Genomic DNA, 24,547 nt, shown 5'->3' on the forward strand with positions numbered 1-24,547 from the left:
CCGGCCCTACGACGACGGGGCCGCGTTGCGCCAGACGGTCACGTCGATGGTCACGTAGGTGCTGGGCGAGTCCTCCGGGGAGATGCCCTTGACGGTGACGAGGCCCATGTGGCCGCTCCCTGTCGTGACGCACAGCTGGCGGCCCTGGGACAGTTTGCTCACGTACACGTTCTGGGTGAACCGGGTCTCGGCGCGGCACACGTCGAGGGAGCCCACCTGCCCCGGGTCGAGGAGCACGAGGTTGCCGCCGCTGCTCTCGGCGTCGAAGTACCCGCCGGTGTCGTAGGAGAGTTCGTACCCGCCGTCCTCGCCGTCCTGGGGCCGTACGACCTCGTCCCCGAGGGTCAGGTGGTATCCGGCGGTGAGGTTGATGTTCGTGAAGTCGGCGGGCTTCGCGGCGGGCGCGGTCGGGGGCTTCGCACTCGGCGTACCGGTCGTGCCGCTGGTGCTACCGGTGCCGCCGGTGCCGCCGGCCCCGGTGGTACCCGAAGCCGTCGGGCCCCCCGTGCCGCTCGGCTTGTCGTTGTCCGACGCGTTCGTCCGGTCCTTGTCCTTCAGGAGCGTGTAGGCGGTGACACCGCCCACGACGCCGAAGGCGAGCACGGCGGCCACGGCGACGAACAGCCCCTTCTTGGCCGAGCCGCGCCGCGCGCCGGGCGGCGTGGACATCGGCCCTCCCGGGGCTCCGGGGTGCGGGTACGACGGCGGGAACGGCCCCTGCTGCGGCGCGTAGGTGTGGCCCGGCGCCGCGTGGGTCGGTGCCGTGTGGGTCGGCGCCGCGTGCGGCAGTGCGGCATGGGTCGGCGCCGCGTGCGGCGGGGGCGTGCTGTACGGCCCGGGCGGCGGCGTGGCCTGGTGTCCGACGGGCGGCCCGTAGGCGCCGGGCGGGGCGGCCGGCGGCGCCGGGGTGGACGGGGCGGTCGGCGAGTAGGCCGCGGCGGGCGCGGGCCCGGCCGGAGCGGTGGGCGTATGGCCGCCCGTGGGCGCGGTCGGCGGGGGCGGCGGCGTCTGGACGGGCGCCGGAGCGGCCGCGCGGGCCGTGATGTCGGCGGAAACAGGTGCCGGCAGCCAGTCCTCGGGCCGTCGGAGCACCGTCGACGCGTTCGCCGCCTGGCAGAGCTGAATGATCTCGGCGAGCGTCGGCCGCGCCTCGGGGTCCTTCGCGAGGCAGCGGGTGACCAGTTCGTTCAGCCGCTCCGGGACCGCGCTGAGGTCCGGCTCCTCGTGCACGATCCGGTAGAGGACGCCGTGCGAGGTTCCCTCGCCGAAGGCCGGGACGCCGGTCGAGGCGTACGCCGCGACCTGCCCGAGCGCGAAGATGTCGGTGGCCGGGGTGACCTTGCGCCCGGCGGCCTGCTCGGGCGCCATGAACGACGGGGTGCCGATCGTGACGCCGCTGCCGGTGAGCGAGGTCGCGTCGGCCGCGTGGGCGATGCCGAAGTCGATGACGCGGGGCCCGTCGGCGGCGAGGAGGACGTTGGACGGCTTGAGGTCGCGGTGCACGATCCCGGCGCCGTGGATGACGTGCAGGGCCTCGGCCATGCCGGCGACGAGCAGCAGCACCGTCTCGACGGGCAGCGCTCCGTGGGCGACGACCGCGTCGGCGAGCGAGGGGCCCGGGACGTAGGCGGTGGCCAGCCAGGGCTGTGCGCCCTCGGGATCGGCGTCGATCACGGGTGCGGTGAAGAGGCCCTGGACGCGCTGCGCGGAGCGCACCTCCTGGGCGAACCGGCGGCGGAACTCCGCGTCCTCGCCGAATTCGGGGCGGATCAGCTTGATGGCGACGGGCCGACCACCGGGGGTGTACGACAGATACACCTTGCCCATACCGCCGGCGCCCAGCCTGGCGGCGAGCCGATATCCCGCGACCGTGGTGGGATCGTCTGCCGCGAGCGCCTGGAAGATCTCACCCGCGCCCCCTCGACCCGACTGCTGACCACTCATGAACTCGTGTCTCCCCACGCAGACCACAATTGCCGGACGGCACCCTACCGTTTCAGGACACCCGACCGGTCCTTCCGGACGCCCGGCTGCGCGATATGCGGCCTAACTGCCGTACGTGTAGGGGGTCGTGGTGGAAAGGGTGAGGAATCCGAGGCGTTGGAGGATGGGACGGCTCGTGTCCGCCGCGTCGACCTGGACGTAGCGGTGGCCGCGTTCGGCCGCGATACGCGCGCGGTGGGCGACGAGGGCGCGGTAGAGGCCCCGGCCGCGCCAGGCCTCGACGGTGCCGCCGCCCCAGAGGCCGGCGAAGTCGGTGCCGGGGCAGAGTTCGAGCCGGGCCGCGCTGACCGGTTCGCCGTCGGCGAGGGCGACGACTGCGGTGACGGTGTCGGGGTCGGCCGCGAGCCGGTCCAGGAGCTGGCGTCCGATGTGGCCGCTTTCGGTGCCGAAGGCGCGCTCGTGGACCTCCACCACCTGGCGTACCCCTGCCTCGTCGGTGACCGCGCGGAGCTCGACGCCTGCGGGCAGCGGGACATCGTGGGGCAGCGCGGCCGCCTCGGCGACCATCAGGGTCTCGGGGTCCTCGGCGGTGAAACCCGCGGCGAGGAGCCGGTCGCCGAGGTCGGCGGGAGTGTCGTGGGCGTACAGCTTCCACTCGAAGGACAGGCCTTCGGCGCGGTAGTGGTCGAGCTGCCCGGCGATGGCGCGGTCGGCACCCGCGGCGTCGAGACCGGACCAGAGGACGCCGTTCCAGGCGTGCGCGGGTCCGGTCTGGCGGACGACGTCGCCGACGCGGTCGATCCGGCAGCCGGGTCCGTCGGGGCGGGCCTCGCGGCGCAGCTGACGGTCGTACAGGTCACGGAGGTGCTGGAGTTCCATGCGGGCCACTCCAGCACCCTGCTCTGCGCCCGGCAACGGGATTACCCGGCCGCCCGCGCCCCTTCGGTTCCTTGTCACCACGGGACCGGGATCGCGCCGCGTCGTCAGGCGCGGGGGCGCACCTCGACGTTCTCCAGAATGCCGACCGCGTCCGGTACGAGGATCGCGGCCGAGTAGTAGGCGCTGACGAGGTAGGAGATGATCGCCTTCTCGTCGATGCCCATGAAGCGGCAGCTGAGACCGGGCTCGATCTCGTCGGGCAGGCCGGTCTGGTGGAGGCCGATGACGCCTTCGTTGTCCTCGCCGGTGCGGACCGCGATGATCGAGGAGCTCTGCCGGTCGCTGACGGGGATCTTCCCGCAGGGCAGCAGGGGGACCCCGCGCCAGGCCGGGATGTGGTGCCCGCCGAGGTCCACGGTGCCGAGCAGCAGGCCGCGCTTGTTGCACTCCTTGCCGAAGGCGGCGATGGCCCGAGGGTGGGCGAAGAGGTACTCGGTGCCGCGCCGCATGCTCAGCAGGTCGTCGAGGTCGTCCGGCGTGGGCGGGCCGGAGTGGGTCTGGATGCGCTGGTCGTAGTCGGTGTTGTGCAGCAGCCCGAACTCGCGGTTGTTGACGAGTTCGTACTCCTGCCGCTCCCGGAGTTCCTGGACGGTCAGGCGCAGCTGCTGCTCCGTCTGGTTCATCGGCTGGTTGTAGAGGTCGGCGACGCGGGTGTGGACCTTGAGGACGGTCTGGGCGACGCTGAGCTCGTACTCGCGCGGCTTGAGTTCGTAGTCCGCGTAGGCGCCGGGCAGCACGGCCTCGCCGACGTGGCCGGCGCTGAGTTCGATCGCCGCCTCGCCCGCCTTGTTGGTGGAGGGGCGGTGTCCGTTGGGGCTGAGGCCGCGGACGTGGTCGCGGAGGTTCTCGTACTGCTCCGCCACGGCCTGGTACGCGGTACGGGGCAGGACGAGCAGGGTGCACGCGGTGACGGCCTTGGCCGTGAACTCCCACCGGCCCTCCCCGTCGAGGACCTGGCCGCCGAAGGCATCGCCGTCGCCGAGCCGCCCGAGGAGGGTCTCGTCGCCGTACTGGCCGCTGCCGATCTTCTCGATCTTGCCGTGGGCGATCAGATGGACGTGGTCGGCCGCTTGGCCGGCGTGCACGACGACCTGGCCGGGCTCGTACTCCTTCTGGACGAAGCGCTCGGCGAGCGCACTGAGCGGGGTGGGGTCGTCGAAGCCGCGCAGGAGGGGCAGTTCGGCCAGTTCGGCGGGGATGACCTCGACCTTGGAGCCGCTCTTGACGAAGGTGACGCGGCCGTCGCCGACGACGTACGAGAGGCGGCGGTTGACCCGGTAGGCGCCGCCGGGCGTATGGACCCAGGGAAGGGTGCGGAGCAGCCAGCGGGAGCTGATGCCCTGCATCTGGGGCTCGGACTTGGTGGTGGTGGCGAGGTTGCGGGCGGCGGCGGTGCTGAGGCTGAGCTGGACCTGGCGGATCTCGACGGCGGGGACGGGGGCCGGGGAGGCCGTCGGCTCTGTGTCGACCGACATGGGTGACTCCGTTCCTGGGGTTCTCGGGGGTACTCGGGGGGCTTGGGGGTTTCGGAGGTTCCTGGGGGCCTTGGAGGTCTCGGGGTCTCGGGAGGCGTGGGCCGGGTTCGGGCTGGTCACTCTCCGCGCCCAGATGTAACGCACAGCCGCCCCCGCCCCTTGCCTGCGGCGCGGGCGGGCCGATGCGCGCGGGTGGCGGCGACCGCCCGCGAGCGCCGCGCGCGCTCCGCCGTACGGGCGGGGAAAAGTGCCGCCGCCCCCTTGCCAACCCCCGGGTACCTCCGGTTTTACTGACCCGGAACGGATCTACCGAATGATCGGTAGTCCGTTTTACGACCGGGACCGTGGAGGAGTGGCGCGATGACGGAACTGCTGGACAGCGGCGAACGGCTCGGACGCGAGGAGCTGGCGGCGCTCCAGCTGGAGCGCCTGCGCGCGAGCCTGCGCCACGCGTACGAGAACGTGGACTTCTACCGGCGCTCCTTCGACGCGGCCGGGGTGACCCCGGACGACTGCCGTACGCTCGCGGACCTGGCCCGCTTCCCCTTCACCGCCAAGACGGACCTGCGGGACCACTACCCCTTCGGCATGTTCGCCGTCGACCAGTCGAGGATCCGGCGCATCCACGCCTCCAGCGGCACCACCGGCCGTCCGACCGTCGTCGGCTACACGGACCGCGACCTCGACATGTGGGCCGACGTGGTCGCCCGGTCGCTGCGCGCCGCCGGAGCCCGCCCGGGCCACAAGGTGCACGTGGCGTACGGATACGGCCTGTTCACCGGCGGACTCGGCGCCCACTACGGCGCGGAGCGCCTCGGATGCACGGTGATTCCCGCCTCGGGCGGCATGACGGCCCGGCAGGTGCAGCTCATCCAGGACTTCCGCCCCGAGATCATCATGGTGACCCCCTCGTACATGCTCACGCTGCTCGACGAGTTCGAGCGGCAGGGCGTGGACCCGCGCTCGACCTCCCTGAAGGTCGGGGTGTTCGGCGCCGAGCCGTGGACGGAGGCCATGCGGAAGGAGATCGAGGAGGCTTTCGCGATCGACGCGGTCGACATATACGGCCTGTCGGAGGTGATCGGCCCCGGCGTGGCGCAGGAGTGCGTGGAGACCAAGGACGGCCTGCACATCTGGGAGGACCACTTCTACCCGGAGATCGTGGACCCGTTCACGGGCGAGGTGCTGCCCGACGGGGAGGAGGGGGAGCTGGTCTTCACCTCGCTCACCAAGGAGGCCATGCCGATCGTCCGCTACCGGACGCGCGACCTGACCCGTCTGCTGCCGGGGACGGCGCGGGTGTTCCGGCGGATGGAGAAGGTCACCGGCCGCAGCGACGACATGATCATCCTGCGCGGGGTGAACCTGTTTCCCACGCAGATCGAGGAGATCGTCCTGCGGACCCCGGCCGTGGCCCCGCACTTCCAGCTGCGTCTGACCCGTGAGGGACGGCTCGACGCCCTGACCGTGCGGGCCGAGGCCCGTGCGGGCGCGACGGGCGAGCAGCGCGCGGAGGCGGCCCGGTCGATCGCGGCGGCGGTGAAGGACGGGATCGGTGTCTCGGTCGGCGTGGAGGTGGTCGACCCCGAGACCCTGGAGCGCTCGGTGGGCAAGATCAAGCGGATCGTGGACCTGCGGAAGGCCGACCAGGGATGAGAGGAGCCGTCCGCAGAGCCGTTCGACGGTGGTGCGGGGTCGTCGGACGTGATCAGGTCGATCAACCGGCGGGCTTGTGCCTCGGCCGGTTCGTCGTCGGTGACACGCAGCTCGAAGAGGAAGCCGGGGTCGTTCGCCACGGTGGGGTGGCGGTGGCCGAAGTACACCTCCACCCCTTCGTACGGCTCACTCCCTTCGTGCGCCTCGCGCTCGATGTCCACCTTCTCCAACACGCAGCTCGATCGCGAGAGGGGCCGCTGTCACCTGGCGGACGGCGAGCGTGCTGACGCGTGCAGGGGTGGTCACGCCCTCGATGGTCGCCGGTGACCGCGGACGCGGAAAGCGGTGATCGAGGGCGCTGATCCACGGCTCCGCAGGTCAGGGACGCGGCTCAGACCCCGCGTACCGGTCCCGCAGCTCCCGCTTCAGGATCTTGCCGCTCGCGTTGCGGGGCAGCTCCGGGGTGAAGTGGATGCGCTTCGGGGCCTTGAAGTGGGCCAGCTTCTCCCGGGCGTGGGCGAGGAGTTCCGTCTCGGTCACCTCTCCGCGCGGGACGACCACCGCCGTGATCGCCTCGATCCAGCGCTCGTCGGGGAGGCCGATCACGGCGACCTCGGCGACGCCCGGGTGGGTGTAGAGCGCGTCCTCGACCTGGCGGGAGGCGACGAGCACTCCCCCGGAGTTGATGACGTCCTTCACCCGGTCGACGATCGTGAGATAGCCCTCGGCGTCGCGGACGGCGAGGTCGCCCGAGTGGAACCAGCCGCCCTTGAAGGCCGCCTCTGTCTCCTCGGGCTTGCGCCAGTACCCGTCGCACAGCTGCGGCGAGCGGTAGACGATCTCGCCGGGGGTGCCGTCGGGGACGTCCTTGCCGTCCTCGTCGACGACCCGGGCCTCGACGTGGCGGACCGGCCGGCCGCAGGAGTCCATCCGGCCCTCGTGCTCGTCGGGGCCGAGGACGGTGGCGAGCGGGCCGATCTCCGACTGGCCGAAGCAGTTGTAGAAGCGCAGTCCCGGCAGCCGGGCGCGCAGCCGCTCCAGGACCGGTACGGGCATGATCGACGCCCCGTAGTAGGCCTTGCGGAGGGCCGACAGGTCGCGGCTCGCGAAGTCCGCGTGGTTGGCGAGGCCGATCCAGACGGTCGGCGGCGCGAAGAGGCTGTCGGCTCGGCCCGCCTCGACCAGGTCGAAGAGGACGGCCGGATCGGGTCCGTCGACGATCGTGTTCTCGGCGCCGACGGCCAGGTAGGGCAGCAGGAAGACGTGCATCTGGGCCGAGTGGTAGAGCGGCAGCGCGTGCACCGGCCGGTCGTCCTCGTGCAGGTCGAGGGCCTCGATCGCGCTGGCGTACTCGTGGACCAGGGCCCGGTGGGTCATCATCGCGCCCTTGGGCAGGGCGGTCGTGCCCGAGGTGTAGAGGAGCTGGACGAATTCCCGGGCGTCGCGGTCGGTGTCGTACGTCTCCGGCGTGGCGAGCGCGTCGAGGAGTGAACCGGGCGCGTCCCGCAGCGCCTTGACCGCGAAGCCGTCCGGTACGCGCTCCGCGAGGGCGGGGTCGGCGAGGACGAGGGAGGTGTCCGACTGCTCCAGGAGGTACGTGAGGTCCTCGCCGGTCAGGTGGTGGTTGACCGGCACGTGGATCAGGCCCGCCCGGGAGCAGGCGAGGAACGCGATGAGGTAGGCGTCCGAGTTGTGCGCGTAGGTCGCGACCCGGGCGGCCTCGGGCAGGCCGAGGTGGTGCGGTTCGCGCAGGACGGCCGCCGCGGCGGAGACGGCCGCGTCCAGCTCGGCGTACGTCCAGGTCCGTTCCGCGTAGCGGAGGGCGATGCGGTCGGGGACGCGCTGGGCGCTCATGCGCAGGACACCGTCGACGGCGCGGCTGAGGAGTCGATCCATGCGGTGATCCTCGGCGCGCACCCGGCGGAGGTCAAGTACCGTGCGGCGCGCCGCACATGCCCGGACCTCGGATACCGAACGGGATGTTGACAAGGGGACGCGCAACTGGGTGCATGGTCCAACCTGCAGTGCTCATCCGCCCGTTGGGAGGAATCTTGCACCTCCGCACCCGCCTGAAACACCTGGCGCTCACCGGAGCCGCCCTCGCCGTCGTCACCGCCACGCTGCCCGGCGCCGCGGTCGCCGACTCCGGGGGCCGGAGCCACCACCCGCTCGACCGGGGCCTCTCGGCCGTCATCCGGTACACCGAGTACGGCATCCCGCACATCGTGGCCAAGGACTACGCGAACCTCGGCTTCGGGACGGGCTGGGCCCAGGCCGCCGACCAGGTCTGCACGCTCGCGGACGGTTTCCTGACCGTGAACGGCGAGCGCTCCCGGTACTTCGGCCCGGACGCCGGCACGGACGGCTCGCTCTCCTCCGCCGCCACGAACCTCTCCAGTGACCTCTACTTCCGCGGGGTGAAGGACGCCGGAACCGTCGAGGCGCTGCTCAGGACGCCCGCGCCCGCCGGTCCCAGCCGTGACCTCAAGGAACTGATGCGCGGCTGGGCGGCCGGGTACAACGCCTGGCTGCGGAAGAACCGCGTCACGGATCCCGCCTGCGCCGAGGCCGAGTGGGTCCGCCCGGTGACCGCCCTCGATGTGGCACGGCGCGGCTACGCCGTCTCCGTGCTCGGCGGAGAGGGCCGCGCCGTCGACGGCATCACCGGCGCCCGGCCGCCGGCCGCCGCACCGCCCGGCACGACCACCGGACGGGTGCCCGAGCCCGACCGGGCCGCCGAGGCCGCCCGGGAGTTGTTCGCCGCCGAGAACGCCACCATGGGTTCCAACGCCGTCGCCTTCTCGGGCGCCACCACGGCGAACGGACGTGGACTGCTCCTGGGCAATCCCCACTATCCATGGCAGGGCGGCCGCCGCTTCTGGCAGTCGCAGCAGACCATCCCCGGCGAGCTGAACGTCTCGGGCGCCTCGCTCCTCGGCACGACCGTCGTCAACATCGGCTTCAACGACAAGGTGGCCTGGAGCCACACCGTCGCCACCGGCGTCCCGCTCAACCTGCACCAGCTGACGCTCGCCCCGGGCGATCCGACCTCGTACCTGGTGGACGGCCGGCCGGAGCGGATGACCCCGCGTCAGGTGACCGTGCCCGTCAAGGACGGCGCGCCCGTGACCCGTACCCAGTGGTGGACCCGGTACGGCCCGGTCGTCGGCGCCCTCGGCAACCAGCTTCCGCTGCCGTGGACCACGACCACGGCGTACGCGCTCAACGATCCCAACGTGGCCAATCTGCGCGGCTCCGACACCGCGCTCGGCTTCGGCAAGGCCCGCTCCGTCCAGGACATGGCCGACACGCTGCGGCGTACGCAGGGGCTGCCCTGGGTCAACACGATCGCGGCGGACTCGGCGGGGCACTCCCTCTTCACGCAGTCCCAGGTGCTCCCCCGGATCACGGACGAGCTCGTCGCGCGCTGCTCCACGCCGCTCGGCCGGGCCACCTACCCGTCCTCGGGTGTCGCGGTGCTCGACGGCTCGCGGTCGGACTGCGCGCTCGGCTCCGACCCGGAGGCGGTGCAGCCGGGGGTCTTCGGCCCGGCGAGGATGCCGGTGCTGCGGGACACCCCGTACGTGGAGAACTCCAACGACAGCGCCTGGCTGACCAACGCCGACCGGCCGCTGACCGGCTACGAGCGGGTCTTCGGGTCGATCGCGACCCCGCGCTCGCTGCGTACCCGGGGCGGTGTCGAGGACGTGGCGGCGATGGCGGCGCGGGGCGATCTGACGGTGGCCGACCTCCAGCGGCAGCAGTTCGCCAACCGGGCCCCGGCCGGTGACCTGGCGGCCGCCGATGCGGCGCGGGCCTGCGAGGCCGCGCTGCCGGGCGATCCCGAGGCCTGCCGGGTGATCGGCGCCTGGGACCGCACGGTGAACACGGACAGCCGGGGAGCGCTGCTCTTCGACCGCTTCTGGCGGAAGTTCACGGCCGCGACGCCGCCTGCCCGGCAGTGGACGGTGCCGTTCTCGCCGGCCGACCCGGTCCGCACCCCGAACACGCTCAACACAGCGGCGCCCGGCTTCGCGAAGGCCCTGGCGGATGCGGTGGCGGAGCTGCGGACGGCGGGCATCCCGCTGGACGCACCGCTCGGCGCGCACCAGTTCGTCGTACGGAACGGGTCGCGGATCCCGGTGAGCGGCGGCACCGAGTCGCTGGGCATCTGGAACAAGACCGAGTCGGTGTGGAACGCGGCGGGCGGCGGCTACACGGAGGTCACCACCGGGACCAGTCATGTGCAGGCGGTGGGCTGGGACGGCAGCCGGTGCCCGGTGGCCCGCACCCTGCTCTCGTACGCGCAGTCCTCGAACCCGATGTCGCCGCACTACAGCGACCAGACCCGGCTGTACGCGGGCGAGCGCTGGGTGACCTCCCGGTTCTGCGAGAAGGACATCCTGCGCTCGCCGGCGCTGCGGGTGGTGGTCGTCAGGGGCTGAACGGTTCTTCGGAGTCCGCTCGCCGGGCTCCTCAGGGACTGAACGACAGGAACACGAAGGCGGCGAAGATCGCGAGATGGACGCCGCCCTGGAGGAGCGTGGCCCGTCCGGGCACCACGGTCAGGGCGCTCACCACACCGGTGAGGACGAGCAGGACCATGTGGAGCGGCCCCAGGCCAAGCACCAGGGGTCCGGACAGCCAGATCGAGGCGAGCGCGATCGCCGGAATCGTCAGGCCGATGCTGGCGATCGCGGAGCCGTACGCGAGGTTGAGGCTGGTCTGGACACGGTCCCGGCGGGCCGCGCGGACAGCGGCGAGGGTCTCCGGCAGCAGCACCATCAGGGCGATGACGACACCGACGACCGCCTTGGGCAGGCCCGCCGACTGGACGACGTCCTCGATGGTCGGCGAGATCAGCTTGGCGTTGCCGACGACGGCGACGAGGGCGACGACGAGGAGCCCGAGGCTGGTCCAGGCGTCGCGCCGGGTCGGCGGGTCCGCGTGGTCGTCCTCGGAGTCGTGGCCGGGTCGCGGTACCGGGAGGAAGTAGTCCCGGTGCCGCACGGTCTGGACACCGACGAACACCCCGTACAGGCAGAGGGAGGCGACGGCGGCGAAGGCGAGCTGGACGCCGGAGAACTCGGGGCCCGGATGGCTGGTGGTGAAGGTCGGCAGGACCAGCGTCATCGTGGCCAGGGTGCAGACGGTGGCGAGCGCGCCGCCGGAACCCTCGGCGTTGAAGACCGCGATCCGGTTGCGGAGCGCGCCGACGAGGAGGGAGAGACCGACGATGCCGTTGCAGGTGATCATGACGGCGGCGAAGACGGTGTCACGCGCGTAGGTCGAGGTCTTCTCGCCGCCTCCCACCATCAGCGAGACGATGAGTCCGACCTCGATGACGGTGACGGCCACGGCGAGGACGAGCGAACCGTAGGGTTCGCCCACCCGATGGGCGATCACCTCGGCGTGGTGGACCGCGGCGAGGACGGCCGCGATCAGGCAGAGCGCGATGAGCCCGACGGCGAAGCCCGGGAGGTCTCGCCCCCAGGCCGCGACAAGCACAAGCGCCGCCACCACCGGCCCCCAGGTGGTCCACTGCCGTGTCAATGACGCCGTGCTCGAACTCATGATCCGCATCCTGCCACAAAGGGGGCTTTCGCCCGGTTCGGTCAATCCAGGGGGTCGCTGAGGCCGCGCTCGTACGCGGTGAGGGTCTCCAGGAACATCCGCCGCTGCGCCGCGTCGAGCGGGGCGAGGGCCGTGCGCCAGGCGTCGGCACTGCGGCCGAGCCAGCCGTCGATGGCGGCGCTGTGCGCGGGCGCGATGGAGACGATCTTGCGCCTGCGGTCGGCGGGGTCCTCCACCCGTTCCAGTACGCCCTTCTTCGCCAGGTCCCCCACCATCAGGCTCACGGTCGTGGGGGCGATCTCCAGCCGGGCGGCGAGCTCGTTGACGCTCAGCGACCCGTCGAACAGGAGGTAGGCGAGCAGGGAGAGATGGCGGGGCGCGAGCGTGAAGGACTGCAGTTCGTCCGGAATCCTGATGCGCTTCGCCCGCGAGACCATCCGGGGCATGAGCAGCAGCAACGTGCGCACGGCCTCGTCCAGTTCCGGCCCGTCGGCGGCCTCGTCCCCCTGGTGTGCGGTTGACACCCTGCACCCTCCCTTTTAGCTTTGCTTTCAAAGCAAATAGATCCGTCGGGATCGATGCTACCGGAAGGCACCCCCATGTCCGATTTCAACCGACAGGTCATCGAGGAGTTCCGCGCCAACGGCGGTCGCGTGGGCGGGATGTTCGAGGGCGCGGCCCTGCTCCTGCTCACCACGACGGGCGCCCGCAGCGGCCGCCCGCACACCAACCCCGCCGTGTTCGTACGCGACGGGGCGCGGCTGCTCGTCTTCGCGTCGAACGCCGGCGGACCGAAGCACCCCACCTGGTTCCACAACCTCCGCGCCGACCCGCACGTGACCGTCGAGCTCGGCACCCCGGAGGGCACCGTCGAACGCTTCGCGGCGACGGCGGTGGTGACGGAGGGCGAGGAACGGGACCGGCTGTACGCGGAACAGGCCACCCGCGATCCGGGGTTCGCCGCCTACCAGGCCGGCACGGACAGGACCATCCCCGTCGTCGCCCTGCACCGCGTGGACCTCACGGACCCGGTGCGGCACCACGCGATCGCCGACCACCTGGTCACGGTCCACGCCGAACTCCGCGCGGAACTGGCCGCGTTACGCGAGGGCCTCGGCTCCACGTCACCGGACACGGCGGTGGGAGCGGCGGCGGCGTCGGGCGCGCCGGATCTCGGGCGGCAGCTCGCCCGCCACTGCCTGACGTTCTGCGGCGCGCTGCACGCCCACCACCACAACGAGGACAGCGTCTTCGACCTCCTGGAGCGGCAGTTCCCCGAACTGTCCGACTCCCTGGCCCGGATGCGCGAGGAGCACAAGGTGGTCGCCCGCACGGTGGAGGAACTGGAGGCACTCCTCACCTCGGGAGCCGCACCGGCGGCCCTCCGCGCCGAGGTGGACCGACTGGCGACCCGCCTGGAGGAACACTTCACGTACGAGGAGGCGCAGTTGATCCCGACACTCACCCGCATCCGGGTCGCGCCCGGAGGGTAGCGCGGCCCACCCGAGGGGCAGGGCGGTGGCCGCCCGCGCCGTCCAGGGCGTCGGCGCCGCGACCTGGCCACGGGTCAGCGCGGCAGGCTGTGGGCAGGGGCTTCGGCGGCGGCCTTCAGGTCCCGCAGCCACGCTTCGAGGCCCTCGCGGAGAAGCCCGTTCGCGGTGGGAACGTCCGCTTCGACCTGGGGGCCGGTGTGGGTCTCCTCGGTGCTGACCCGGACGCCACCGCTGACCTCGGTGAAGTTCCAGACATGGACGCCGTCGATGCGCAACCCTTCGCCGATCGCGGGGCCGGTCCAGCGGATGCACGCGTGGTGCTTGATCTGCCGGACGGTCGAGGTGATCTCCAGGCTCGTGGCGGGAATCGAGGGGATGGGCGGGATCGGCATCGTCCACCGGAAGGCCGAACCCCTGCGGAGAGGGCCGTGATCGAGACGCTCCACGGACTCGACGGGAGCCTGCCAGGACGGCCAGCGCTCCACGTCGGTCTGCAGCTTCCAGATGGTGCGCAGCGGGGCGTTGATCACGATCTCGGTCCGGTGGCGGACGAGGGCGTCGGGGACGACGCCCTCGCCTCGGCAGGTGAGGGAAGCCCCGGGGCGGGGACCGGCGGCGCGGGAGCCGGTGGACGCGGCAGCCCCGACGGGCGCGGCGGTGGCGCCGAGGAGGCCGAGGACGACCGGGACGGTGACGAGGGCGGCGCGGATGCCGGTGCTGCGGGTGCCGGACATGGAGTTCTCCTCTGTCGGTCGGGGCGTGAGCACCGTCCACCCCTTCGGTAGAGGGTCACGCTTTCGTTATAAGTTGTAACTCGCCACCCAGTGAAGGGTCAACGGGTGCGTGATAACTTCTCACCAACCCTTGAGGTTGTAGCCGGATGAACGGGGACGGTGGCAGACCATGGCTGCGGCGACAGGCACGAACACCCCACGGGAGCGCTATCGGGCCCAGGTGCGGGCGGAGATCACGAAACGCGCATGGGAGCAGATCGCCACGGCGGGAGCCTCCGCGCTCTCCCTCAACGCGATCGCCAAGCAGATGGGCATGAGCGGACCCGCGCTCTACCGCTACTTCGCCAGCCGCGACGACCTGATCACCGAACTCGTCCGGGAGGCCTACCAGAGCCTCGCCGACACGCTCCGCAGGGCCTCGGCCGCCGGTGCCGACCTCTCCGGGCTCGCACATGCCCTGCGCGACTGGGCCCTGACGGACCCTCAGCGGTACTTCCTCGTCTACGGCACGCCCATCCCCGGCTACCACGCGCCGGCGGACACCACCGCCCTCTCCTCCGCGATCATGACGACGCTGCTCGACGCGTGCGCGGCACTCCCCCGGGCGGGCGCCGCGACCTCCTTCGGCAGCTACCTGGAGGAGCATCGGGACTGGGCCGCCGGCCACCCCGCCCCACCAGGGGCCCTCCACCGGTTCCTGACCTTCTGGACCCGCCTGCACGGCGTCCTGTCGCTGGAACTCGCGGGCCACTTCACCGGCATGGACCTCGACCCGGCCCTGCTCTTCACGGCCGAACTGGACGAGCTGCTCGCACCCCTGCCCTGAGGCGGGAAGCGGGGCCTACGGCGTGCGGAAGCCGCGGAAGGTCACGTGCTTGCGGGTCACGAAGCCGAGCTTCTCGTAGAGGGCGATCGCCCCGGTGTTCGCCTCGGCCACGTGGAGGAAGGGCGCTTCGCCCCGTGCCTCGATGCGCCCGGCGAGCGCGCCGACCAGGCGGGCGGCGTGGCCCCGCCCACGGGCCTCGGGCACGGTGCAGACCGCGCTGATCTCGGTCCAGCCCGGGGGCCGGAGCCGCTCGCCGGCCATGGCCACCAGCGTGCCCTTCTCGCGGATGCCGAGGTAGGTGCCGAGTTCGGGGGTACGGGCCCAGAACGGCCCGGGCCGGGTGCGTTCGACGAGGTCGAGCATCTCGGGCACGCTGTCCGCGCCCAGTTCGACCACGCCGTCGTCCGTCTCGTCTCCCTGAGGGTCGGACGCGCCGTCGCCCGGCCGGATCATCTGGCGGCCTTCCAGGACGAAGACGGGCTCCCAGTCCGACGGCGGGAGCACCGGGCAGCTGAACATGTCGGCGAACTCGCCCCGGCCGAGGAGTTCGGTGAGGTCGGCCCACCTCGCCGGATCCGGGTCGGTGGACACGGCGGCGAAGGTCGAGACGTCCGGGAGATAGGTGGCGGCCAGGCCGACGCGGCGGGCGAGATGCGCGTGACGGCCCCGGAGGGACTCACCCACCGGGTCGTCCAGTACGGAGGGATCGCGGCCCGCCATCGTGTCGTCCCTCTCAAGCTCCGTGCCGAACGGGGAAGGAGGTCACCGTGGGAGACCTCCTCGCGCACGAAGTCTAGGGGGTGTCTTGTCGATCAGGCGGACGGGCCCCAGGGCCTGCCCGACAATTGGCGTCGGATCGGGCCGGGTCGTTCGGTGCGTGCGGCGAGCGCGCGTGCCGGGCGGGCCGGCCCCGACGGGAATGGTCGGACAGGCCTTAGGGGGACGGGACGCCGACCCGCGGGTCCGGATCGGCTCGACCGCCGGCGGCCGCGCCGGAACCGGCGGTCGGTGCGCCCGGACAGCTCTAGAGCGGGCGGTCGTGGCCCTCCCAGTACGGGTCGCGGAGACGTCGCTTGTACAGCTTGCCGTTGGGGTCGCGGGGCATGGTCTCGACGAAGTCGACCGACTTCGGTCGTTTGAAGCCCGCGAGGCGGTCGGCGCAGTGGGTCAGGATCTCGTCGGCGAGCGCGGCGCCGGGCGTGTGGCCCTCGGCCGCCTCGACGACCGCCTTGACCTCCTCGCCCCAGTCGGCGTGCGGGATGCCGAAGGCGGCGGCGTCGGCGACGGCGGGGTGGGCGAAGAGGGCGGCCTCGATCTCGGCCGGGTAGATGTTGACCCCACCGGAGATGATCATGTCGATCTTGCGGTCGCGGAGGAAGAGATAGCCGTCCTCGTCGAGGACCCCGAGGTCCCCGACGGTGAAGAAGTCGCCGATGCGGTTCTTCGCGGTCTTCGCCTCGTCCTTGTGGTACTGGAAACCACCGGTGTTCATCTTCAGGTAGACGGTGCCGAGTTCACCGGGCGGCAGCCGCACCCCGTCGTCGTCGAAGACGGCGAGTTCGCTGATGGGCCAGGCCCTGCCGACCGTCCCGGGCTTCTTCAGCCACTCCTCGGCGGTCGCGAACGCACCGCCGCCCTCGCTGGCCGCGTAGTACTCCTCGACGCACCGCCCCCACCAGTCGATCATCGCCCGCTTGACGTGCTCGGGGCAGGGTGCGGCGCCGTGGATCGCGTGGCGCATGGAGGATACGTCGTACCGGTCCCGCACCTCCTGGGGCAGCGAGAGCAGCCGGTGGAACTGGGTGGGAACCATGTGGGTGTGGGTGCAGTCGTACCGGTCGATCAGGCGGAGCATCTCCTCCGGTGCCCATCGGTCCATCAGGACCAGCGGGTGCCCGAGGTGCAGGGCGGCGGCGGCGAACTGGAGCACGGCCGTGTGGTAGAGCGGCGAGCAGACGAGGTGGACGTTCCCGTCGGCGGGCCGGATGCCGAAGATGCCGAGGAAGCCGCCGAGATGGGTCTCCTCGGGAAGCTTTCCGGGGAGCGGGCGGCGGATGCCGCGGGGACGTCCGGTGGTGCCGGAGGTGTAGTTCATGACCCAGCCGAGGGTCCGCTCGGCGGGCGCGGACCCGTCCTGGCCTTCGAGCAGCTCGGCGTACGGGCGGAAGCCGGGGATCGTACCGACGGCATACCGGTGGGTGGCCGCGAGTCCGGCCTCGTCGGCGGCGAGCGTCACCGCTTCGGCGAAGCGTTCGTGGGCGATGAGGACCTTGGCGCCGGAGTCGGCGACGATCCAGGCGATCTCGGGGCCGACGAAGTGGTGGTTGACGGGGACGAGGTAGAACCCGGCCTGGGTGGCGGCCAGATGGGCGGTGAAGAACTCGGGGCCGTTGGGGAGGACGACGGCGAAGGCGTCGCCGCGTTCGAGACCGGCGGCGCGCAGCCCGTGGACCAGCCGGTTGGCCTCGGTGTGCAGCCGGCCGGCGGTCCACTCCTCGCCGTCGGGCGCGACCAGGACCGTACGGCCGGGGTCGGCGGCGGCCTGGGACCAGAATCCGGTGGCTGTGGCTGACTGGCTCATGCCTCGCTCCGTCCGGCGATGCGGTTGATGCGGTCGACGGCCTTCTCGAAGCCGCGGGTGAGCTCGTCGACGACCTGCTGGACGCTGCGCTCCGCGTTCATCCGGCCGACGATCTGCCCCACGGGGGTGCCGAGCAGCGGTTCGACCTCGTGCCGCTGGATACGGGAGACGGCCTCGGCGACCAGAAGTCCCTGGAGCGGCATGGGGAGCGGGCCCGGTCCCGCCGGGTCGTCCCAGGCGTCCGTCCACTCGGTGCGGAGCTGCCGGGCGGGCTTGCCGGTCAGGGCACGGGAGCGGACGGTGTCGCCGGAACCGGCGGCGAGCAGCTTGGCGGTGAGGGCGCGGGAGTGCAGTTCGGCCTCGGTGGTGGTGAGCCAGATCGAGCCGAGCCAGACGCCCTGGGCGCCGAGGGCGAGTCCGGCGGCGATCTGCTCCCCGCTGCCGATGCCGCCCGCGGCGAGCACGGGCAGCGGGGACACGGCGTCCACGACCTCGGGAGTGAGGACCATCGAGGCGATCTCGCCGGTGTGGCCGCCGGCCTCGTACCCCTGGGCGACGACGATGTCGATCCCGGCGTCGGCGTGGTGGCGGGCGTGCCTGGCGCTGCCGGCGAGTGCGGCGACGAGGACGCCGTGGTCGTGGGCACGGGCGACGACGTCCGGGGGCGGTGATCCGAGGGCGTTGGCCAGGAGTTTGATCGGGTAGTCGAAGGCCACGTCGAGCTGGTTGCGGGCGACCTGCTCCATCCAGCCGGTGATGCGCCAGCCGGAGGCCTCGCCCTCGGCGAGTTCGGGCACGCCGTGCTTGGCGAGGGTGGCCCGGACGAACGCCCGGTGCTCCTCCGGAATCATCGCCTCGACCTCGGCCTCGGTCACCCCCTCGACCTTCTTCGCGGGCATCACGACGTCGAGGCCGTAGGGCAGGCCGTCGGTGTGCGCCTGCATCCAGTCGAGGTCGCGGGCGAGTTCGTCGGGGTCGGTGTAGCGGACCGCGCCGAGGACTCCGAATCCGCCGGCTCTGGTGAGTGCGGCGGCCACCGCGGGGAAGGGCGTGAAGCCGAAGATGGCGTGCTCGATCCCCAGTGTGCGACTCAGCTCCGTCTTCATGGGCGGCAGGATGCCGCAGCGGCGCGCCGGAGGGAAGAGGTTTTCTGATGCATCGTCAGATTCTTTGCTCGAAGGGCACGGGGAGTACACCGGGAAGCACCCGCACCGCCTGTCGACGTTTCGTTCGCGGCGACCGTGGGAGAGGGTGGGCATGACGGAGGACATGACGAGAGGTCAGGGCGGGCTGAGCCGTCGCGCTTTCGGCGGCGGGGTGCTCGCCCTGGGAGGTGCGCTGATGATCGGTACGGTGCCGGGGGCCGCGGCAGCCCCGGATCCCGGGTCCGGGAGCCGCGGCGGGAACGGGGGCGGGGCCGGCGCGGCCGCGCGGCGGACCACGTTGCGGCACGGATCGGCCGAGCGGGCGGGGCTGCTCGCCGGGCACCTGGACCGGCTCGTCACGGAGGCCGAGGCCTTCCTCGCGCCCTCCCCCACCCACCCCTGGTACGCGGGGGCCGTGCTACTCGCCGGGCGGGGCGGGACGGTGGCTCTGCACCGGCCGATCGGCATGGCGGTGCGGTACGCGGCGTACGACGAGAAGACCGACTCCGGGGTGGAGCTGCCACCGCACGAGCAGGTCCCGATGGCCGAGGACACCGTCTTCGACCTGGCGTCGGTCTCCAAGCTCTTCACCTCGATCCTCGCCGTGCAGCAGATCGAGCGCGGGAACCTCGGCCTGGAAGCGAAGGTCACCGCGTACCTGCCGGAGTTCGGCGGCGGCGGGAAGCAGGACGTCACGGTCCGTCAGCTGCTCACCCACACCTCCGGGTTCCGGTCCTGGATCCCGCTGTACAAGGAGCCGACGCGGGAGGGGAAGCTGCGGCTGATCTGGAACGAGGTGCCGTCGAACCCACCGGGCTCGACATACCTCTACTCGGATCTGAATCTGATCGCGCTTCAGCTGATCCTGGAGGAGATCACCGGTCTCGGTCTGGATGTCCTGCTCCACGACGAGATCACTGCTCCGCTCGGGATGCACCGCACTCGTTTCAATCCCCCGCTCTCCTGGCTGCCGGACGTCGCCGCCACCGAGGACGCCCGGCCCCCGTGGTCCGGCCTCGACCGGGGCATGGTCCGGGGCGAGGTCCACGACGAGAACGCCCACAGCCTGGGCGGGGTCGCGGGCCACGCCGGGATCTTCTCCCGCGCCTGGGACCTCGCGATCCTCGCCCGCACCCTGCTCAACGGCGGGGCGTACGGTCAGGCCCGCATCCTCTCCCCCGCCTCGGTGGAGCTGATGTTCACCGACTTCAACACGGCCTTCCCCGGCGACGAGCACGGGCTCGGCTTCGAGCTCTACCAGCACTGGTACATGGGCGCGATGGCCACGCCCCGGACCGCCGGGCACACCGGCTTCACCGGCACCAGTCTCGTCCTCGACCCGACGACCGACGCGTTCCTGATCGTCCTGGGCAACTCGGTGCACCCGGTGCGCACCTGGCGCTCGGGTTCGGCTCCCCGGGTCGCCACCGCGAACGAGCTGGCCAGGGCAGTGCCCGTACGACCGGCCCGGGGCCGTACGGCTTGGTTCTCCGGCATGGCGAGCGCCACGACGGCCACCCTGACGCTCCCTCACGTGACGGGCGCCGCCCGCCTGGAGTGCGCGCTGTGGTGGGATACCGAGCCGGGCGCCGACCGGGTCGCCCTGGAGACCTCGGCCGACGGCGGCACGACCTGGCGACCCCTTCCCTTCGCCACCGACGGCACCACCGACGCCGCCACCGAGCACCCGACGGGCACGGTCGGCGGCTGGTCCGGCCGCGTCTGGCGCACCGTGTCCGCGCCGCTGCCCGGGCCGGACGCGCTCCTGCGCTGGCGGTACACCACGGACCAGCGGTACGTGGGACGCGGCGCGTACGTGGACGGGCTGCGGCTCCTCGACGGAGCGGGGCGCCCGGTGTTCGACGAGGCACGGCCGGTGGACGGCGCCCGGATCGAGGCCAACGGCTGGGCCAGGTCGGCCGATTGAGCCCGACCCGTCCAGCCGACCGAGGGCTCGGGTGCTCAGGCCGCCTCCGCGTACAGCTCCTCGATCAGCCGGGCGATGTGCTCCGGCTCCCTCAGCGTCGGGTAGTGGTCGGAGGCGGCCAGCCGGACGAGGCGGCAGCCCGGGATGCGTGCGGCCATCTCCTCGTTGCAGCGCACGACCTCCGGCCGGTCCAGCTCGCCCAGCGCGAGCAGGGTCGGCGCGGAGATCTCGCCGAGCCGGTCGAAGGCGGGCGGGCCGGTGAGCTGGTGGCCGATGTTGCTGAACCAGGCGGGGAGCACGGCCCGGCAGAGGGCGGCCGCGACCGGGTCGGACTCGGGGGTGCCTCCGCCGGCCTTCGCCCACGAGCGGAGGCCGAGCCGGACGATGCCGTCCATGTCGCCGGCCGTGGCCAGCGGTTCGAGACGCTCGAAGAACTCGCCCGAGGCAAGCCCGTCGTAACCGGTGACCCCGGGAACGAGGAGGGCGAGGCCCGCCACCCGCTCGGGCGACTCCAGGGCGAAGTCGACCGAAGTGGCCCCGCCCATGCTGGAGCCCACCAGGACCGCCCGCTCGATCTCGAAACGATCGAGGATCTCCGCCAGATCGCGGACCGGGGAGTACGCGGCGGTGGGCGCGGGTGAGCGTCCGTAGCCGCGCACGTCGTAGCGGATCACCCGGTGCCGTGCGACGAGCGCCGGCAGGACCGGGTCCCACACCGCGGAGTCGCCGACGCCGGGATGGAGCAGGACCAGTGGCAGGCCGTCCCCGCCCGCGTCGTCCGCCCAGACTTCACCGTGACTGACAGGCACCATGGTTTCCACGGTCGCCAGTCTGGTGGGGCGTACGGGGCTCCGCCAGCGCCCGAACGGTGTTTGGCCGACACCGCGCCCTCAGGCGCCGGAATCCGACGCCACGCGCAGGGCGGTCAGTACCGGGCTGATCAGCGGGTGGTCCTCCGCGCCTCGGCGGACGGCGGCGAAGACCCTACGGGTCGGGGCGACGCCCTCGATGGGGCGGACCTCCACGCCGGTGAGTTCCATGCCGCGCAGGGCCGAGCGCGGTACGAGTGCCACGCCGGCGGAGGCGGCCGCGAGGGCGACGACGGCGCGGAAGTCGTCGGAGGAGTGCTCGGGGTTCAGCGTGAACCCGGCGTACTCGCAGGCCAGGACGGTCACGTCATGGCAGGGGTTGCCGGCGGACTGGCCGATCCAGGCGTCCTTCGCGAGGTCGCCGAGCGCGACCCGCTCGCCGGTCGCCAGCGGGTGGCCGGGCGGCAGCACCGCGTCGAAGGGCTCCGCGTAGAGCGGGACGCGGGTGAGGCGGGCGTCGTCCTCGCCCGGAGCGCCCCGGTACTCGACGGCGACGGCCACGTCGACCTGCCGGTCGAGGACCATGAGCAGGCTCTCGTCGCCCTCGGCGTCGCGCACGCGGACCCGGATGCCGGGGGCGGAGTCGGCCAGTGCCCTGATGGCCGGGGCCACCACGAGGCCGATGCCGGTGGCGAAGGCGGCGACCGTGACCGTACCGGCCTCGCCGGAGCTGTAGGCGGCGAGTTCGGACTCGGCGCGCTCCAGCTGGGCGAGGACGGCGTTGGCGTGGCTGAGCAGGATCTCGCCGGCCGGGGTGAGGCGCGCGCCCCGGGCGCTGCGGTCCACCAGGCGGTGGCCGGTCTCCTGCTCCAGGGCGGCGAGCTGCTGGGAGACGGCGGAGGGGGTGAGATAGAGCGCGGCGGCCGCCGCCGTGACCGTGCGGTGGTCGGCCACCGCACGGAGGATGTGCAACCGCCGCGCTTCGATCATGCCCCTAGTCTCGCAGGCCGGGGGGCCCGCTCCCGCCTCAGCCCCGCAGGGCCGCGCGGGCGTCGACGAAGGCGTCGACGGCCCGGTTCACGTCCTCCGTGGAGTGGGCGGCGGAGAGCTGGACACGGATGCGGGCCTTGCCCTGCGGCACGACCGGGTACGAGAAGCCGATCACGTACACCCCGCGCTCCAGGAGCAGCTCGGCCATGCGGCCGGCCTCGGACGCGTCGCCGATCATGACGGGGGCGATGGCGTGGTCGCCGGGGAGGATGTCGAAGCCCTCCGCCGTCATCCGGGTCCGGAACAGCTCGGTGTTGGCGCGCAGCCGGTCGCGGAGGTCACCGGCGGACTCCAGCAGGTCGAGGACCTTGAGGGAGGCGGCGGCGATCACCGGGGCGAGGGTGTTCGAGAAGAGGTACGGGCGGGAGCGCTGGCGCAGCAGGGCGACGATCTCGGCGCGGGCGGCGACGTAACCGCCGGAGGCACCGCCGAGGGCCTTGCCGAGGGTGCCGGTGATGATGTCGACGCGGTCCATGACGCCGTGCAGCTCGGGGGTGCCGCGGCCGCCGGGGCCGACGAAGCCGACGGCGTGCGAGTCGTCGACCATGACCATGGCGTCGTAGCGCTCGGCCAGGTCGCAGATCTCCCCGAGCGGGGCAACGTAGCCGTCCATGGAGAAGACGCCGTCGGTGACGATGAGCTTGCGCCGGGCGCCGCCCTCCGTGGCCTCCTTGAGCTGCTGCTCCAGGTCGGCCATGTCGCGGTTGGCGTAGCGGAAGCGGCGGGCCTTGGAGAGGCGGATGCCGTCGATGATCGAGGCGTGGTTGAGGGCGTCGGAGATGACGGCGTCCTCGGGGCCGAGGATCGTCTCGAAGACTCCGCCGTTGGCGTCGAAGCAGGAGGAGTAGAGGATCGTGTCCTCCTGGCCGAGGAAGGACGAGAGGCGCGCCTCAAGCTCCTTGTGCACCTCCTGCGTGCCGCAGATGAAGCGGACGGACGCCATGCCGTAGCCCCAGCGGTCGAGCGCCTCGTGGGCGGCGGCGATCACCTCGGGGTGGTCGGCGAGGCCGAGGTAGTTGTTGGCGCAGAAGTTGAGCACCTCGCCGGGGCGGCCGCCCGAGGTGACGGCGACGGTGGCCGACTGGGGGGTGCCGATGACCCGCTCGGGCTTGTGGAGCCCGGCCTGCCGGATCTCTTCGAGGGTGGCACGGATGTCGTCGCGTACGGAATCGAACATGGGTCAGGCTCCCGCAGTCCAGTCGAGGATGATCTTGCCGCTCTTGCCGGAGGCCGCGTCGTCGAAGGCGGCCTCGAAGTCGGTGTACGCGTAGCGTCCGGTGACGACGGGCGAGAGGTCGAGTCCGCCCTCCAGGAGCACCGACATCGCGTACCAGGTCTCGAACATCTCGCGGCCGTAGATGCCCTTGATCGTGATCATGGAGGTGACGATCTTCGCCCAGTCCACGGCGAAGTCCTCGCTGGGCAGGCCCAGCATGGCGATCTTGCCGCCGTGGGTCATGTTGGCGACCATGTCGCGCATCGCGCGCGGGTTGCCGGACATCTCCAGGCCGACGTCGAAGCCCTCCTTGAGCCCGAGGGTGCGCTGGCCGTCGGCGATGGTGTGCTCGGCGACGTTGAGGGCGAGGGTGACGCCCGTCTTGCGCGCCAGGGCGAGGCGCTCCTCGCTGACGTCGGTGATCATGACGCTGCGGGCGCCGGCGTGCCTGGCGACGGCGGCGGCCATGATGCCGATCGGGCCCGCGCCGGTGACGAGGACGTCCTCGCCGACGAGCGGGAAGGACAGCGCGGTGTGCACGGCGTTGCCGAAGGGGTCGAAGATCGCGGCGATGTCGAGGTCGACGGGGACGCGGTGCACCCACACGTTGGACGCGGGCAGCGCCACGTACTCGGCGAACGCGCCGTCCCGGCCGACGCCGAGGCCGATGGTGGCGCGGCAGAGGTGGCGGCGGCCGGCCAGACAGTTGCGGCACTTGCCGCAGACGAGGTGGCCCTCTCCGCTGACCAGGTCGCCGACGTTGATGTCGGCGACGTCACGGCCGACGGAGACGACCTCGCCGACGAACTCGTGGCCGACGGTCAGGGGCGTGGTGATCGTCTTCTGCGCCCAGCCGTCCCAGGAGCGGATGTGCAGGTCGGTGCCGCAGATACCGGTCCGCTTGACCTTGATGAGCACGTCTCCGGGGCCGGTCTCCGGCTCGGGCACGTCCGTGAGCCAGAGTCCCGGCTCCGCCTTCAGCTTGACCAACGCCTTCAATGCCACGGCTCCCGACGTGCGTGTCCTGTGATGTGCGGGGTACGGGCACGACTGCGCGCCCAAGATCCCTGGAAGAGAATCTTCCGTACGGAGCGCTCGCGGTCCATCGAGGATTTCTTAAGCGCGCTCGCAGATCAGCTTCACACCACAGGCGGGGGCGGAGCGAGGTCAACGCGGCC

19 protein-coding genes are annotated in these 24,547 nt (G+C 72.1%); 5 read left to right on the plus strand and 14 right to left on the minus strand.

All coding sequences use genetic code 11. The annotated features are described in order from the left end of the window. Nucleotides 1–6 precede the first annotated feature (6 nt). From OG514_RS34645 to OG514_RS34655, 3 genes are all read right to left on the minus strand, one after another. Nucleotides 7–1,944 carry a serine/threonine-protein kinase gene (locus OG514_RS34645; RefSeq protein ID WP_266901529.1) on the minus strand — a complete coding sequence of 646 codons (1,938 nt, stop codon included), beginning with the start codon at nt 1,942–1,944 and terminating at the stop codon, nt 7–9. A 102-nt stretch (nt 1,945–2,046) separates the two neighbouring features. Continuing rightward, a complete protein-coding gene (locus OG514_RS34650; protein WP_266901531.1) occupies nt 2,047–2,823 on the minus strand; it encodes a GNAT family N-acetyltransferase in 777 nt (258 codons plus the stop codon). 104 nt (nt 2,824–2,927) lie between these two features. After that, nucleotides 2,928–4,358 carry a family 2B encapsulin nanocompartment shell protein gene (locus OG514_RS34655; protein ID WP_266901533.1) on the minus strand — a complete coding sequence of 477 codons (1,431 nt, stop codon included), beginning with the start codon at nt 4,356–4,358 and terminating at the stop codon, nt 2,928–2,930. Between the two features lie 360 nt (nt 4,359–4,718). Here OG514_RS34655 and paaK point away from each other — a divergent pair, with 360 nt between their 5' ends. Then, nucleotides 4,719–6,014 carry a phenylacetate--CoA ligase PaaK gene (gene paaK / locus OG514_RS34660; RefSeq protein ID WP_266901535.1) on the plus strand — a complete coding sequence of 432 codons (1,296 nt, stop codon included), beginning with the start codon at nt 4,719–4,721 and terminating at the stop codon, nt 6,012–6,014. A gap of 378 nt (nt 6,015–6,392) precedes the next feature. Here the strand turns inward: paaK and OG514_RS34665 are convergent, their stop codons facing one another. Beyond that, nucleotides 6,393–7,910, minus strand: a complete 1,518-nt coding sequence (locus OG514_RS34665; RefSeq protein WP_266901537.1) for a fatty acyl-CoA synthetase — start codon at nt 7,908–7,910, stop codon at nt 6,393–6,395. Between the two features lie 155 nt (nt 7,911–8,065). Here OG514_RS34665 and OG514_RS34670 point away from each other — a divergent pair, with 155 nt between their 5' ends. Beyond that, nucleotides 8,066–10,459, plus strand: a complete 2,394-nt coding sequence (locus OG514_RS34670; protein ID WP_266901539.1) for a penicillin acylase family protein — start codon at nt 8,066–8,068, stop codon at nt 10,457–10,459. A 31-nt stretch (nt 10,460–10,490) separates the two neighbouring features. Here OG514_RS34670 and OG514_RS34675 read toward each other — a convergent pair whose 3' ends face one another. Next, on the minus strand, nt 10,491–11,588 hold the full coding sequence (locus tag OG514_RS34675; RefSeq protein WP_266901541.1) for a calcium:proton antiporter: 1,098 nt from the start codon (nt 11,586–11,588) through the stop codon (nt 10,491–10,493). A 41-nt stretch (nt 11,589–11,629) separates the two neighbouring features. Continuing rightward, nucleotides 11,630–12,034, minus strand: coding sequence for a MarR family winged helix-turn-helix transcriptional regulator (locus OG514_RS34680; RefSeq protein ID WP_266902281.1), 405 nt, complete (start codon nt 12,032–12,034; stop codon nt 11,630–11,632). A 153-nt stretch (nt 12,035–12,187) separates the two neighbouring features. Here OG514_RS34680 and OG514_RS34685 point away from each other — a divergent pair, with 153 nt between their 5' ends. Further along, complete coding sequence (locus tag OG514_RS34685) at nt 12,188–13,081, plus strand: nitroreductase/quinone reductase family protein (protein ID WP_266901543.1); 894 nt, start codon at nt 12,188–12,190, stop codon at nt 13,079–13,081. A 74-nt stretch (nt 13,082–13,155) separates the two neighbouring features. On the opposite strand, the gene OG514_RS34690 is transcribed toward OG514_RS34685, so the two are convergent. Then, nucleotides 13,156–13,815, minus strand: a complete 660-nt coding sequence (locus OG514_RS34690; RefSeq protein WP_266901545.1) for an SRPBCC family protein — start codon at nt 13,813–13,815, stop codon at nt 13,156–13,158. Nucleotides 13,816–13,984: 169 nt separating this feature from the next. Here OG514_RS34690 and OG514_RS34695 point away from each other — a divergent pair, with 169 nt between their 5' ends. After that, complete coding sequence (locus OG514_RS34695) at nt 13,985–14,641, plus strand: TetR/AcrR family transcriptional regulator (RefSeq protein ID WP_266901547.1); 657 nt, start codon at nt 13,985–13,987, stop codon at nt 14,639–14,641. 15 nt (nt 14,642–14,656) lie between these two features. Here OG514_RS34695 and OG514_RS34700 read toward each other — a convergent pair whose 3' ends face one another. The 3 genes from OG514_RS34700 to OG514_RS34710 form a co-directional block, all read right to left on the minus strand. Further along, the gene (locus OG514_RS34700; RefSeq protein WP_266901549.1) at nt 14,657–15,361 is read right to left on the minus strand and encodes a GNAT family N-acetyltransferase; all 705 of its coding nucleotides are present in this window, start codon (nt 15,359–15,361) and stop codon (nt 14,657–14,659) included. 304 nt (nt 15,362–15,665) lie between these two features. Beyond that, nucleotides 15,666–17,222, minus strand: coding sequence for an acyl-CoA synthetase (locus tag OG514_RS34705; RefSeq protein WP_266901551.1), 1,557 nt, complete (start codon nt 17,220–17,222; stop codon nt 15,666–15,668). Continuing rightward, nucleotides 17,219–18,328 carry a nitronate monooxygenase family protein gene (locus tag OG514_RS34710; protein ID WP_266901553.1) on the minus strand — a complete coding sequence of 370 codons (1,110 nt, stop codon included), beginning with the start codon at nt 18,326–18,328 and terminating at the stop codon, nt 17,219–17,221. The genes OG514_RS34705 and OG514_RS34710 overlap by 4 nt, the downstream gene beginning before the upstream one ends. 151 nt (nt 18,329–18,479) lie before the next feature. Between OG514_RS34710 and OG514_RS34715 the strand changes: the two genes are divergently transcribed. Beyond that, nucleotides 18,480–20,294 carry a serine hydrolase gene (locus OG514_RS34715; protein WP_266901555.1) on the plus strand — a complete coding sequence of 605 codons (1,815 nt, stop codon included), beginning with the start codon at nt 18,480–18,482 and terminating at the stop codon, nt 20,292–20,294. Nucleotides 20,295–20,329: 35 nt separating this feature from the next. On the opposite strand, the gene OG514_RS34720 is transcribed toward OG514_RS34715, so the two are convergent. The 4 genes from OG514_RS34720 to tdh all read right to left on the minus strand — a co-directional run bounded on the left by OG514_RS34720 (nt 20,330) and on the right by tdh (nt 24,368). Then, nucleotides 20,330–21,106 carry an alpha/beta fold hydrolase gene (locus OG514_RS34720; RefSeq protein ID WP_266901557.1) on the minus strand — a complete coding sequence of 259 codons (777 nt, stop codon included), beginning with the start codon at nt 21,104–21,106 and terminating at the stop codon, nt 20,330–20,332. Between the two features lie 78 nt (nt 21,107–21,184). Next, complete coding sequence (locus tag OG514_RS34725) at nt 21,185–22,093, minus strand: LysR family transcriptional regulator (RefSeq protein ID WP_266901559.1); 909 nt, start codon at nt 22,091–22,093, stop codon at nt 21,185–21,187. 37 nt (nt 22,094–22,130) lie between these two features. Next, the gene (locus OG514_RS34730) at nt 22,131–23,330 is read right to left on the minus strand and encodes a glycine C-acetyltransferase (RefSeq protein WP_266901561.1); all 1,200 of its coding nucleotides are present in this window, start codon (nt 23,328–23,330) and stop codon (nt 22,131–22,133) included. A gap of 3 nt (nt 23,331–23,333) precedes the next feature. Beyond that, nucleotides 23,334–24,368, minus strand: a complete 1,035-nt coding sequence (gene tdh, locus OG514_RS34735; RefSeq protein ID WP_266902283.1) for an L-threonine 3-dehydrogenase — start codon at nt 24,366–24,368, stop codon at nt 23,334–23,336. Nucleotides 24,369–24,547: the final 179 nt, after the last annotated feature.

The organism is Streptomyces sp. NBC_00572, assembly GCF_026341815.1.
GTDB lineage: Bacteria > Actinomycetota > Actinomycetes > Streptomycetales > Streptomycetaceae > Streptomyces.

Bases quoted from the DNA above. Each gene is read 5' to 3' on its own strand.
- OG514_RS34645 (WP_266901529.1), bottom strand. From the start codon at position 1,944: ATGAGTGGTCAGCAGTCGGGTCGAGGGGGCGCGGGTGAGATCTTCCAG.
- OG514_RS34650 (WP_266901531.1), bottom strand. From the start codon at position 2,823: ATGGAACTCCAGCACCTCCGTGACCTGTACGACCGTCAGCTGCGCCGC.
- OG514_RS34655 (WP_266901533.1), bottom strand. From the start codon at position 4,358: ATGTCGGTCGACACAGAGCCGACGGCCTCCCCGGCCCCCGTCCCCGCC.
- paaK (WP_266901535.1), top strand. From the start codon at position 4,719: ATGACGGAACTGCTGGACAGCGGCGAACGGCTCGGACGCGAGGAGCTG.
- OG514_RS34665 (WP_266901537.1), bottom strand. From the start codon at position 7,910: ATGGATCGACTCCTCAGCCGCGCCGTCGACGGTGTCCTGCGCATGAGC.
- OG514_RS34675 (WP_266901541.1), bottom strand. From the start codon at position 11,588: ATGAGTTCGAGCACGGCGTCATTGACACGGCAGTGGACCACCTGGGGG.
- OG514_RS34680 (WP_266902281.1), bottom strand. From the start codon at position 12,034: ATGCCCCGGATGGTCTCGCGGGCGAAGCGCATCAGGATTCCGGACGAA.
- OG514_RS34685 (WP_266901543.1), top strand. From the start codon at position 12,188: ATGTCCGATTTCAACCGACAGGTCATCGAGGAGTTCCGCGCCAACGGC.
- OG514_RS34690 (WP_266901545.1), bottom strand. From the start codon at position 13,815: ATGTCCGGCACCCGCAGCACCGGCATCCGCGCCGCCCTCGTCACCGTC.
- OG514_RS34695 (WP_266901547.1), top strand. From the start codon at position 13,985: ATGGCTGCGGCGACAGGCACGAACACCCCACGGGAGCGCTATCGGGCC.
- OG514_RS34700 (WP_266901549.1), bottom strand. From the start codon at position 15,361: ATGGCGGGCCGCGATCCCTCCGTACTGGACGACCCGGTGGGTGAGTCC.
- OG514_RS34705 (WP_266901551.1), bottom strand. From the start codon at position 17,222: ATGAGCCAGTCAGCCACAGCCACCGGATTCTGGTCCCAGGCCGCCGCC.
- OG514_RS34710 (WP_266901553.1), bottom strand. From the start codon at position 18,328: ATGAAGACGGAGCTGAGTCGCACACTGGGGATCGAGCACGCCATCTTC.
- OG514_RS34715 (WP_266901555.1), top strand. From the start codon at position 18,480: ATGACGGAGGACATGACGAGAGGTCAGGGCGGGCTGAGCCGTCGCGCT.
- OG514_RS34720 (WP_266901557.1), bottom strand. From the start codon at position 21,106: ATGGTGCCTGTCAGTCACGGTGAAGTCTGGGCGGACGACGCGGGCGGG.
- OG514_RS34725 (WP_266901559.1), bottom strand. From the start codon at position 22,093: ATGATCGAAGCGCGGCGGTTGCACATCCTCCGTGCGGTGGCCGACCAC.
- OG514_RS34730 (WP_266901561.1), bottom strand. From the start codon at position 23,330: ATGTTCGATTCCGTACGCGACGACATCCGTGCCACCCTCGAAGAGATC.